General features: G+C 56.3%; 14 protein-coding genes. 8 read left to right on the top strand and 6 right to left on the bottom strand.

Going from position 1 to position 11,643, the window contains the following annotated elements:
• From AQS70_RS03605 to AQS70_RS03585, 5 genes are all read right to left on the bottom strand, one after another.
• Window positions 1-827, bottom strand: an 827-nt coding sequence (locus AQS70_RS03605; RefSeq protein ID WP_156354986.1) for a HAMP domain-containing protein, incomplete at its 3' end; no start/stop codon positions are given.
• Between the two features lie 79 nt (window positions 828-906).
• Window positions 907-1,335, bottom strand: a complete 429-nt coding sequence (locus tag AQS70_RS03600) for a Spy/CpxP family protein refolding chaperone (protein WP_055101556.1) — start codon at window positions 1,333-1,335, stop codon at window positions 907-909.
• A 152-nt stretch (window positions 1,336-1,487) separates the two neighbouring features.
• The gene (locus AQS70_RS03595) at window positions 1,488-2,165 is read right to left on the bottom strand and encodes a response regulator transcription factor (protein WP_055101555.1); all 678 of its coding nucleotides are present in this window, start codon (window positions 2,163-2,165) and stop codon (window positions 1,488-1,490) included.
• A 62-nt stretch (window positions 2,166-2,227) separates the two neighbouring features.
• Complete coding sequence (locus AQS70_RS03590) at window positions 2,228-2,527, bottom strand: YciI family protein (RefSeq protein WP_055101554.1); 300 nt, start codon at window positions 2,525-2,527, stop codon at window positions 2,228-2,230.
• 1 nt (window position 2,528) lies between these two features.
• Window positions 2,529-3,131, bottom strand: coding sequence for a septation protein A (locus AQS70_RS03585; RefSeq protein ID WP_055101553.1), 603 nt, complete (start codon window positions 3,129-3,131; stop codon window positions 2,529-2,531).
• An 84-nt stretch (window positions 3,132-3,215) separates the two neighbouring features.
• Between AQS70_RS03585 and AQS70_RS03580 the strand changes: the two genes are divergently transcribed.
• From AQS70_RS03580 to arfB, 8 genes are all read left to right on the top strand, one after another.
• Window positions 3,216-4,091, top strand: a complete 876-nt coding sequence (locus AQS70_RS03580; RefSeq protein ID WP_055101552.1) for a PHP domain-containing protein — start codon at window positions 3,216-3,218, stop codon at window positions 4,089-4,091.
• Between the two features lies 1 nt (window position 4,092).
• On the top strand, window positions 4,093-4,722 hold the full coding sequence (locus tag AQS70_RS03575) for an L-threonylcarbamoyladenylate synthase (RefSeq protein WP_055101557.1): 630 nt from the start codon (window positions 4,093-4,095) through the stop codon (window positions 4,720-4,722).
• A 128-nt stretch (window positions 4,723-4,850) separates the two neighbouring features.
• Complete coding sequence (locus tag AQS70_RS03570; protein WP_162233867.1) at window positions 4,851-5,549, top strand: segregation and condensation protein A; 699 nt, start codon at window positions 4,851-4,853, stop codon at window positions 5,547-5,549.
• A 12-nt stretch (window positions 5,550-5,561) separates the two neighbouring features.
• Complete coding sequence (gene scpB, locus AQS70_RS03565) at window positions 5,562-6,533, top strand: SMC-Scp complex subunit ScpB (protein WP_055101550.1); 972 nt, start codon at window positions 5,562-5,564, stop codon at window positions 6,531-6,533.
• A 95-nt stretch (window positions 6,534-6,628) separates the two neighbouring features.
• Window positions 6,629-6,811: a DUF1289 domain-containing protein gene (locus AQS70_RS03560; protein ID WP_055101549.1), complete on the top strand. Its 183-nt coding sequence runs from the start codon at window positions 6,629-6,631 to the stop codon at window positions 6,809-6,811.
• A gap of 143 nt (window positions 6,812-6,954) precedes the next feature.
• Window positions 6,955-8,151, top strand: a complete 1,197-nt coding sequence (gene rluB / locus AQS70_RS03555) for a 23S rRNA pseudouridine(2605) synthase RluB (protein ID WP_055101548.1) — start codon at window positions 6,955-6,957, stop codon at window positions 8,149-8,151.
• Between the two features lie 694 nt (window positions 8,152-8,845).
• The gene (locus tag AQS70_RS03550; protein WP_055101547.1) at window positions 8,846-10,264 is read left to right on the top strand and encodes an amino acid permease; all 1,419 of its coding nucleotides are present in this window, start codon (window positions 8,846-8,848) and stop codon (window positions 10,262-10,264) included.
• 87 nt (window positions 10,265-10,351) lie between these two features.
• A complete protein-coding gene (gene arfB / locus AQS70_RS03545; RefSeq protein ID WP_055101546.1) occupies window positions 10,352-10,765 on the top strand; it encodes an alternative ribosome rescue aminoacyl-tRNA hydrolase ArfB in 414 nt (137 codons plus the stop codon).
• Window positions 10,766-10,783: 18 nt separating this feature from the next.
• Here the strand turns inward: arfB and AQS70_RS03540 are convergent.
• Window positions 10,784-11,643 (bottom strand): MFS transporter (locus AQS70_RS03540; RefSeq protein WP_055101545.1); only part of this gene is annotated, 860 nt, incomplete at its 5' end.

The following is an 11,643-nucleotide window of genomic DNA, read 5'->3' as shown; positions in this document are numbered from 1 at the left end:
AAACGGTCGCACTGGCGAGTCCGCAGGGGCCGGAGCTTTGCGCGGTCTTCAGGGCTTGCGCGTTCGGCCAAAGCCAGCGCGATGCGCAGGCGTGCCAGGGGTGAGCGCAGTTCATGAGACACGTCACGCAGTAATTGGCGCTGGCTGCCAATCAAACTTTGCAGACGCGCACCCATACGGTTGAAGTCAGTGGCCAGCACGCCAAATTCATCGCGCCGTGATGCCAGTTGCGCCAAGCTGTTTTGTTGGTAAGTGGTTTGCCCCAGGTCGTGTACGGCGCCACGCAGGCGACTTAGCGGGCGAGTGATCGACAACGTGACCAGCAAGCTGAATAAGGTCAGTACCACCAGCGCAATACCCAGAGCGCTGAGTGGCCAAATCAGGCTCTGACGATGCCAGGCATCCAGCTCAGGGTGAGGGATACGGTAAATCAGCAAATAGGTCTCGGCGGTCTTAGGGCTGGTGTACTCGACGGTCAAACGGCGCCACGGCAGTTGCTCCTTGCTGTGCCCTTGGCCTTGGCGAGCTTCCCAAGCGGCTGCTCGGCGCGGGAAAGTGCCGGTGACGGCCGGTTCGCCGCTTTCATTGAGTACTTGCACGTCGATGTGATAGCGGCGTTTGCGGCGTTCGAGAAAGGCTTGAGCGGCCTCTGGGCCTTGGGTTTCAAAACGTTCTGTCCACTGTTGCGCCAGATTATTGAGACCGGGATGGCGGCTGAGTATCCATGCATCTTGATTAAGCATGTGCCCCAACAGGATCGACAGCCCGGCGACTAAGGCTATCGCCAGCCAAAAACTGGCCAGAATGCGCCAAAACAGTGAACGCACAGTAATTCCTCACACGTTGATGGTGTAAACGACTAAAGCCCAACGGCCGGAAGGCCGTTGGGCTGGGTGACAGTGTCGATTATTGCGCTTTTGGCGCTTGCTGTGCTTTCCACTCCTTGAACTGTTTCCATTCAGCTTGGCGTTCAGCGCGTTTCTTTTGCATTTCATCGAATGATTTTTGCTGATCAGGCTTGAGCAGCGCGCGAATCTCGCTTTGGGTTTTCTGGTGCTTGGCGGCGATTTCGTCTTTTAAGGCTTTTTGATCGGCTGCTGGAAGCTTTTCAAGGTACTTCTCAACCAGTTGCTTGCGATCATGCATTTGCTGACCCATCAACTTGCCGATCTGCTGGCGCTGTTCGCGGCTCAGATCCAGTTGGCTGTAAGGGGCATCGCCGCGACCATGTTCAGCGCCGTGACGTGGACCCATTGGGCCGTCGCCACCAGGCATAGCCATTGCGACGGTTGGCAGGGCTGCAGCAAACATCAGAGCAATTAGAGTCTTACGCATGGTGTGTCTCCTTGGTTCGATTCCGGTGAATCCGGATGCGCCCAGTTTAAGGAGATCAAGGTCAATGGCTGTCAGCCGAGCGTAAAGCTTAGGTAAAGAGGTTTTAGAGGGAGGTTTACATAAACGCTTTTTTTGTCGTCGATGCCCGTTACCTACGCGCTATAAAAGTAGCCTCGGCTGCGCAGTGCGGTGATACGCGGGCGGCCATCAGGGTGCGGGCCGATTTTTTTACGCAGGTTGCTGACGTGCATGTCGAGGCTGCGGTCGTACAGGGTCAGTTTGCGTCCCAGCGCAATTTGCGCGAGTTCTTGTTTGTCCAGCGGCTCGCCAGGTTGGCGTAACAAGGCTTCAAGCAGGCGGCTTTCAGACACCGTCAAGGTAATGTCATGTTCATTGATGGTCACGACACCACGCACCGGGCTAAAACATAGATCGCCCAGCTCCATTTGGCTAGACACCGCCGTAGGGTGGCTGCGACGCAACACGGCGCGCAGGCGGGCGGTCAGTTCACGCGGGTCGCAGGGCTTAGCAAGGTAATCATCGGCGCCCAGTTCGAGCCCGAGAATACGGTCTAAGGGTTCGCCACGGGCCGAGAGCATTAGCACGGGCAGGTCGGGGTGGTCGTTGCGCAGTTGCTTGAGCAGCTCCAGACCACTGCCATCGGGCAGCATTACATCCAGTACTACAGCGTCTGGGCTGGTATCAAGTAACGCCTTGCGGGCGCTCAAACCATCGTGGCAAGCGCGTACCTGAAAGCCTTCTTGGCTTAACCAACTGCTCAGCAGCTCGCACAGCTCCTGGTCATCATCTATCAGTAACAGGTCACTCATGGCTTACTCGATTAAGCCAGCGCCAACGCTGTGAGCGTCAGCGACCGGCCAAGATGCGGCGATTATGGCAGGACTTTTTTGAAGGGTTTGACGATCACATTCGCGTAAACGCCAGCGGCTACGTAAGGATCAGCGTCAGCCCAGGCTTGAGCGTCGCTCAGGGAATCGAATTCAGCAACCACCAAGCTGCCCGAGAAACCGGCAGGGCCTGGGTCATTGCTGTCGATGGCCGGGTGCGGGCCAGCCAGGACTAAACGGCCTAGGTCTTTGAGTTGCGTCAAGCGCTCAAGGTGCGCCGGGCGTACGCTCAAGCGGGTTTCAAGGGAGTTTTCAACGTCTGTGGAAATGATTGCGTAGAGCATGTCAGTCCTCGGATTTAGTGTTGGTCGGTGCAGAATCGGTGTCATGCAGGTGGCGCGACAGATAAATGCCCTGAGCAATCAAGAACAGCACGGTCATGCCCAAGCTGCCGAAGACTTTAAAGTCGACCCAGAAGCTCTCATAGGTAAAGGCCACATACAGATTGGCCGCGCCGCAGAACAGGAAGAAACCGATCCAAGCCACGTTCAGACGAGCCCATACCGCATCGGGTAAGGTCAACGCGTGCCCCATGATGCGTTTGATCAGCGGCTTGTCGCCTATAAAGTGGCTACCGGCAAATACCAGTGCAAACAACCAGTTGACTACCGGCGCTTTCCACTTAAGAAAGGTGACGCTGTGGAAGGCGAGGGTCAGGCTGCCAAATACTAAGCACGCCATGAGGGTCAGCCATTGGCTCTTTTCGAGCTTGCGCTGTTTGATGAACAGAATGCCGTAAACCACTACGGAGCTGAGGATAAGCATCGCTGTCGCGCTGAAGATACCCCCAAACTCGAAGCTATGCCCGGCGAAATCGACCATGCGTGGCTCGATTTTGTAGACAACGAAAAACAGTAACAGCGGGATGAAGTCGATGAATTGTTTCACAGTGGCAGCCAGAAGCAGGATGTGGCGGCATAATAACAAACATCAATGGCAGCGAAAGCGTCAGCTAGAGGTTATTAAATCCCCGTGGAAATAGACTTGCATTGCCATAGCACGGCATCTGATGGCGCATTAGCGCCGGCGGTACTGGTTGCGCGTGCGTTCGAGAAAGGTGTGCGAGTCCTAGCGCTGACCGATCACGACACACTTGAGGGGCTTGAAGAAGCCCGCGCAGCGGCGTTGGCATTGGACATGACGCTGATCAACGGCATTGAATTGTCCTGCACCTGGGGCGGCGCAACGATTCATGTGCTGGGGTACGGTTTTGACCTCAACGCCCCGGCACTGCTCGATGCGATTGCCAAGTTGCATGAAGGGCGCTGGCTGCGGGCGGAAGAAATCAGCCGCAAGCTGGCCCTCAAAGGTATGCCGGGCGCCCTTGAAGGCGCTCGATCCATTCAGCAAGGCTTGGGCGACAGCGGCAATGCCCCGGCCCGCCCGCACTTTGCCGACTACCTGGTGCAAGCCGGATATGTCAAAGACCGCGCCGAAGCGTTCCGCAAATGGCTGGGCGCTGGCAAGCTGGGCGACGTTAAGCAGCATTGGCCAAGCCTTGAAGACACCGTGGGCACTTTGCGCGCAGCCGGCGCCTGGGTCAGCTTGGCGCATCCGACGCACTATGATTTCACGCGTAGCAAGCGACGTCGGCTGATTGGCGACTATATTCAAGCGGGAGGTCACGCAATAGAGGTCGTCAACGGCTATCAACCTGCTGAACAAGTGGGCAGCCTAGCGATTCTAGCGCGTGAATTTGGTCTGCTGGTGACTGCCGGCAGTGATTTTCACGGCCCTGGAGGTTGGTCCGAGATTGGTGAATATCGCCCCATCCCGGAAGATCTGCCGCCATTGTGGTGTCGATTTAAATATGACCAACCTGATGCCACTGATCGAACAGGAATTTAACGTGAGTCAATTTTTCCAGATTCATCCTGAAAACCCGCAGGCGCGCCTGATCAAGCAGGCGGTTGAGATCATCCGTAAGGGCGGCGTGGTGATTTATCCCACTGACTCGTCCTACGCAGTGGGTTGCCAAATGGGCGACAAGAACGCGATTGAGCGAATCAAGCGCCTGCGTAACTTAGATGACAAACACAACTTTACGTTGATGTGCTCGGGTTTGTCGCAATTGGGCTTGTTTGCCAAGGTTGATACCGAGGTGTTTCGTTTGCTCAAAGCGCACACGCCAGGGCCGTACACGTTCATTCTCAATGCCACCCGTGAAGTGCCGCGCCTGCTGCTGCACCCTAAGCGACGCACCATCGGCATGCGCGTTCCGCAGCATCCAATTGCCTTGGCCTTGCTCGAAGAACTGGGCGAGCCATTGATGAGCGTCACGCTGATCCTGCCGGGTGAAACCGAGCCCATGGAAGACCCTTACATCATCCGTGACGTCCTAGAAAAGCAAGTCGACCTGATAGTTGATGGTGGTTTTGGAGGTCATAACGCCTCAACCGTTATTAGCCTAGTGAATGATGAACCCGAAGTCATACGGGAAGGTTGTGGCGACCCAACACCCTTTATGGTCGAGGCCTGATGTCAGACCTGCATACTGCAGCAACGCTTGAAGATCAGGCCGACGCGCAGCAAGAACTTCCGTTTGCCATGGTCTATGGCCAAGCCGTCATTGAAATGCCGATGGACCTGTACATCCCGCCGGATGCGCTGGAGGTGTTTCTGGATGCCTTCGAAGGCCCGCTCGACTTGCTGCTGTACCTGATCCGTAAGCAAAACATCGACATTCTTGACATTCCGGTGGCGGAAATCACCCGCCAATACATGGGGTATGTCGAGCTGATGAAGACCGTACGCCTTGAGCTGGCCGCCGAGTACTTGGTGATGGCGGCCATGTTGGCCGAGATCAAGTCGCGCATGCTCTTGCCGCGCTCGGCTGAAATCGAAGAGGAAGAAGGCGACCCGCGTGCCGAACTGATCCGACGCTTGCAGCAGTACGAGCGTTTCAAGGCGGCTGCCGAGGGCATTGATGGCCTAAGTCGGGTAGGGCGCGACGTGATTGTCCCAAAACTCGATGCCCCGCAAGCGCAGGCCCGCAAGCTAGTGCCGGACGTCGCGCTCGAAGAGCTGCTGATGTCCATGGCCGAAGTACTGCGGCGCACAGACATGTTCGAAAGTCACCAAGTCAGCCGTGAAGCCCTGTCCACCCGTGAGCGCATGAGCGAAGTATTGGAGCGCCTCAAAGGCGGCGGTTTTGTACCCTTTGCTGAGTTGTTTAGCGTTGAAGAGGGGCGTCTGGGCGTAGTCGTGACCTTTATGGCCATTCTTGAACTGGTCAAAGAGTCGCTGGTCGAGCTGGTGCAAAATGAGCCCTTTGCGGCAATCCACGTGCGGGCGCGAGCCGAATAAAGAGCTAAAACCATGAATTTGACTGAACCTCGCGAACTGGCCCCGCTGCTGGAGGCTTTTTTGTTGGCCTCTGGCAAGCCACAAAGCCTTGAGCGACTGTTTGAGTTGTTTGAAGAGCATGAGCGGCCTGAGCCGGCGGTGTTCAAAAAAGCCCTCGACCTGCTGCGTAAATCCTGTGACGGCAGAGCGTTTGAACTTAAAGAAGTGGCCTCCGGCTATCGACTGCAAATTCGCGAAAAGTTTGCGCCATGGGTGGGGCGGTTGTGGGAAGAGCGACCGCAGCGTTATTCGCGGGCCATGCTCGAAACCATGGCGCTGATTGCCTATCGCCAGCCTATTACCCGTGGCGAGATTGAAGACGTGCGGGGCGTGGCGGTGAACAGTCACATTGTCAAAACCCTGATCGAACGTGAATGGATCCGCGTGGTGGGTTATCGCGACGTGCCCGGCAAGCCTGCGATGTTTGCGACCACCAAAGCCTTTCTCGATCATTTCAACCTGCAAAACCTCGATGACTTACCGCCGTTGGCCGAGTTGCGTGAGCTGGAGCCCGATCCGATTCTGGACTTCGACGACGCTCCCGTGCCTGAACACCTACAAGCCTTGGCTGACGAGAGCTTAGAGCCTGAAGAACCTAAGGATGAAACCAGCTTCCGCACCTTGTTGGTGGAACTGGATTCAATGGAGGAGGGTCTTAAAACTGACTTTGATGACTTACTTCGTGAAGTCGAGACGGTAGAAGTCGCTGCAAGTGAAGAGCCTCAAGCGGCAAGTGAAGAAGCTGCAAGTGATGAGTCTCAAGCGGCAAGTGAAGAGCCTCAATCCGAGTCTGAGCCGCGGCTCAGTGCAGCAGAGCTGGCGCGTGAGCGATTGCGCGCTGCGGTAGCTGCTTTGGAAGCGCGCGCTGCCTTGAGCGAAGAAGAGCTTGAGGCGCAAGCATTGGCCGAAGCCATCGAACAGGAACGCCGGGACCACGAAGATTGACCGCGCCTTTGTAGGAACGAGCTTGCTCGTGTTCTTTTGATCGTTAAAAGATCGCAGCCTTCGGCAGCTCCTACGGGGCGTTAAGAGGTTTCATCATGAAAAATCCCTGCATTAGCGTCTGCAAGTTCACCGATGACATCTGCATCGGCTGCGGGCGCAGCAAGCGTGAAATCAAGAGCTGGAAGAAACTCGACAAAGATGAAAAACGCGCCGTATTGGCTGAATCGGCCCTGCGTATGAAGGCTTTAAAAGCCACCGGTCGGCGGAAAAAGAAGTAAGTCTGCGACTTCATGACTAGGCTTTGATGCGTAATGCCCAACATCGGCGTATGATGCTCGGCCCTCAAGCGCTCGTTCGAGCCGCAGGACCTATTTTTAACTTCTCAGGCCAAGCCTGAGTTGACACACCGGGAGGTGCCCAGATGAGTGATCTAGACCCTAAAGACAACCAAGAAATTGGCCCATCAGGCGAAAAACTGCAAAAAGTACTCGCCCGTATTGGCGTGGGTTCGCGCCGCGACGTAGAAAGTTGGATCAGCCAAGGCCGCATCAAGGTCAATGGCAAAGATGCCACCCTCGGGCTGCGTGTCGATCTGCATGACGCTATCTCCATTGATGGCAAGGTGATCAAGCGCGAAGAGGCTGCCGAATCGGTACGCCGCGTGATCATGTACAACAAACCCGACGGTGAAATCTGCACCCGTGACGACCCAGAAGGGCGTCCGACCGTGTTTGACAAATTGCCGCGCCCCAAAGAAGGCCGCTGGATCAACATCGGCCGTCTCGACATCAACACCACCGGTTTGCTGATGTTCACCACTGATGGCGAGCTGGCTAACCGTCTGATGCACCCTTCCTATGAAATGGACCGTGAGTATGCGGTGCGGGTCCGGGGTGAAGTTGACGACGAGATGATCGAACGCCTCAAGGCAGGCGTTGTGCTCGAAGACGGCCCGGCGCGCTTCACCGACATCAAGCAAGCGCCGGGCGGCGAAGGCTTCAACCATTGGTACCACTGCGTAGTGATGGAAGGCCGCAACCGTGAAGTACGTCGTTTGTGGGAATCCCAAGGGTTGGTGGTTAGCCGCCTGAAGCGCGTGCGTTTCGGCCCGGTATTCCTCAACTCTGATCTGCCGATGGGCCGCTGGCGCGAAATGAGCCAGTACGAAATCGACATTCTCAGTGCAGAAGTCGGCCTCAAGCCGGTTGCCTTGCCTGAAATGAATGCCAAGAGCAAAGACAAGCTTGAGCGTATGCAGCGTAAGTCTTCGCGCCCTGTGCCTCGTGCAGACCGCGTTGCGCGTACCTTGCGCCCAGCCAATGGTGAGCCGACTGCACCGCGCCCAGCGCGTCAGCCGCACATCGAAGGTGAGCGTCCAGCTCGTGCGCCGCGTGATGAAGCTACCCGCCCTGCGCGCAAGCCAGCGGGTCGTACAGACCGTGCGCCAACCGATCGTGGTGCGCCAGTGGCCGAGCGTCCTAGCGAAATCAACAAGCGTCCCACCAAGCCAACGCGCTCTGGGCCAAAGCTGGTTGATGATGCGCCGTCCGGAAAGCGCCGTAGCGGCCCGGCCGGTTCCGGTCAGCGTCCAGGCTTTGGCCGTCGTAAACCGCAGTAAGCGTTAGCGCAATCAAAAAAACGCCAACCCCAAAAGGGTTGGCGTTTTTTTATGCCCGCAATTTGCCTTTATGGAAGCAGCCGGTGAATCTCGTGTAGGAGCTGCCGAGGCACGAAGGCTGCAATCTTTTAAAGATCAAAAGATCGCAGCCTGCGGCAGTTCCTACAACGCATTGATCTTATTTGCGCCGTCATCTGGAAATATTTCTTTACGCCTCGTAAAGCTATGTCTACAAAATCAATCGGTTAACGGGGTTAAGCAGGCGTTTTGGCACTTGCGTAAAGAAAACTTTCCATAAAAAGAGCGATTCGCACCACTTTCGATCATTACTTGGCTTGTTTCGTGTTGCAAACGGCGGTGTGATGGGATCTTGCCTACAAGCGCGTGTACAATGCGCCGCAGTTTTAACTGTGACCTATTGCGTATTCGCGCTGTTTTTAGCGGCTCAGCCCAGGGCTGAGGTGCAGAAACTTCGAGGCTTACCCGCCTTGTTAATTCCGCATCGCCACAAGCGTTGCGGGTTCGATTCCGTCACAGATAAAAACAAACAGGTGACGCATGACTCGTGAAACAACTTTGGATTCCTGGCGTCTGCGCTGGGGTTTGATGTGTGTTGTAGAACCTTCGATCACTGCCTCTGGTGCTCAAGCTACATCGCACTGAATCACATCAAACCTTGTGTGGAACGCTTTCAATGAGTGGAAATACCTCGCAATCAGGTGAGCTAAAGCGCGGCCTGAAAAATCGTCATATCCAGCTAATTGCCCTCGGTGGCGCAATTGGTACCGGTTTGTTCCTTGGCTCAGCCGGGGTGCTGAAATCGGCCGGTCCGTCCATGATTCTGGGCTATGCGCTGTGCGGCTTTATCGCCTTTATGATCATGCGCCAGCTCGGCGAAATGATCGTCGAAGAGCCTGTCGCCGGCTCCTTCAGCCACTTTGCCCACAAGTACTGGGGCGGCTTTGCCGGTTTCCTGTCGGGCTGGAACTGTTGGGTTCTGTACATTTTGGTAGGCATGTCAGAACTGACAGCGGTCGGTAAGTACGTGCACTACTGGTGGCCTGAGATCCCGACTTGGGTGTCTGCGGCGGCCTTCTTCTTGCTGATCAACGTGATCAACCTGACCAACGTCAAAGTGTTTGGCGAAGCCGAGTTCTGGTTTGCGATCATTAAGGTCGTGGCCATTATCGGAATGATTGCCTTGGGCAGCTATTTGCTGGTCAGTGGCAGCGGCGGCCCTCAGGCATCGGTCACAAACCTGTGGGAGCACGGCGGTTTCTTCCCGCACGGGGTCACCGGCCTGGTGATGGCGATGGCCTTCATCATGTTCTCGTTCGGCGGTCTAGAAATGCTCGGTTTCACCGCCGCTGAAGCCGACAAACCGCGCACTGTGATCCCTAAAGCGATCAACCAAGTGATCTACCGGATCCTGATTTTCTACATCGGCGCACTGGTCGTTCTGCTGTCGCTAACCCCGTGGGACTCGTTGCTTGAAACCCTGAATGCCGGTGGCGATAGCTACAGCAGCAGCCCGTTTGTGCAAGTGTTCTCAATGTTGGGCAGCAACACCGCAGCGCACATCCTCAACTTTGTGGTACTGACCGCAGCGTTGTCGGTCTACAACAGCGGCACCTACTGCAACAGCCGGATGTTGCTAGGGATGGCGCAGCAGGGCGATGCCCCTAAGGCGCTGTCGAAAATCGACAAGCGCGGCGTGCCGGTCAATGCCATTTTGGCGTCGGCCGCGGTGACCGTGATTGCGGTGTTGCTCAACTACTGGATGCCGCACGACGCATTGGAACTGCTGATGTCGTTGGTGGTGGCTACGTTGGTGATCAACTGGGCGATGATCAGCTTCTCGCACTTAAAGTTCCGCCAGCACATGAACAAAACGGCGCAAACGCCGCTGTTTAAAGCCTTGTGGTATCCGTACGGCAACTACATCTGCGTGGCGTTTGTCGCGTTCATTCTGGTGATCATGTTGCTGATTCCGGGCATTCGCATCTCGGTGTTCGCAATACCGGTGTGGGTCGCCTTTATGGGCCTTTGCTACTGGTTAAAATCCAAGCGTGAAGCGCAAGCCTCATCGGCCGCTTACAGCTCAGCCAAATAAACTGAGCAGTTCGCACCACACCCGGCCATCGCGCCGGGTGTGGTGTTTGTGGGGTATCCTGCACGCCCTGCTGAAGGACCTTTTGTAATGCTGGTAATCTCCAACAACGTTCACATCCCCGATGACGAAATCGAGCTGACGGCCATTCGTGCCCAAGGTGCAGGCGGGCAGAACGTCAATAAAGTTTCAAGCGCGATACATGTGCGTTTTGACATCCCCAACTCGTCATTGCCGGCTTTTTACAAAGAGCGGCTACTGGCGCTGCGTGATAGTCGCATCACCAGTGACGGGGTGTTGATCATCAAGGCTCAGCAATATCGCACTCAGGAACAGAACCGTGCGGACGCATTGGAGCGTCTGGTCGAGTTGATCGTCAGCGCGACCAAAGTCGAGAAAAAGCGCCGTCCGACCAAGCCGACGCTGGGTTCAAAAAAGCGTCGGCTAGAATCCAAGACCAAGCGCGGCAACATCAAAGCTGGGCGGGGCAAGGTCGATTTTTAAAGCCCAAAGCCCCGCGCATTACTCGCCCCGTGCCGTTTTCGCTTGTCGATACAAATAAACACTCAGCAAGACCCCGCTAAACGCCGCGAGCGCCGCAAACAAGAAGATCGAGGTAAAGCCAAAACCCGCTGCCACAGCGCCCACTAATGGCCCGGTGATCCCCAGAGACAGGTCGATAAACAGCGAATACGCGCCCACGGCAGCGCCACGGCTAGACGCGGGCACCAAGTTAACTGCCTCAACACCCAGCGCCGGGAACACCAACGAAAAGCCAAAGCCGCTCAATGCCGCGCCCGCCAATGCCCAATGGGGATCGGGTGCCAGCCACAGCAATAGCAAGCCAAGCGTCTCGACGCTGAGGCAAGTAATGGCCACTCGGAAACCACCGATACGGTTGATCATGTTGCCGAACATGAGCCGTGCACCAATAAAGCTGGCGCCAAACAGGCTCAGGCACAGCGCGGCGTTTTCCCAGTGGTTAGTCGCGTAGTACAGGGTGATAAAGGTGGCGATGGTGCCAAAACCAATTGAACCCAGTGCCAAACCCGTGCCGTGCGGCAATACCCGGCCTAGCACATGCAGAAACGGCAGGCGGACGCCGCTGACAATGGGCGCTGCCAGCTTCGGTCGGGCCAACAGCAAACCCAGTGTGGCGAGGGCGATAACGCTTACGCCCAAACTCCACATGCCCAAGTGCTCGACCATGACCACGCCCAGTGGTGCGCCAATGGCAATGGCGCCGTAACTGGCTATACCGTTCCAAGAGATCACCTTGGCAGTGTGTGCGGCGCCCACCCGGCCAATGCCCCAGCCGATAGAGCCTGATCCGACCCAGCTTTCTGCGCTACCCCCTACCAAACCCCCGAGTAACCGGCCGG

Source organism: Pseudomonas endophytica (assembly GCF_001411475.1).
Classification (GTDB): Bacteria; Pseudomonadota; Gammaproteobacteria; order Pseudomonadales; family Pseudomonadaceae; genus Aquipseudomonas; species Aquipseudomonas endophytica.
The sequence above is the reverse complement of the archived record's forward strand: the minus strand, read 5'-3'. Positions and strand labels throughout refer to the sequence as shown.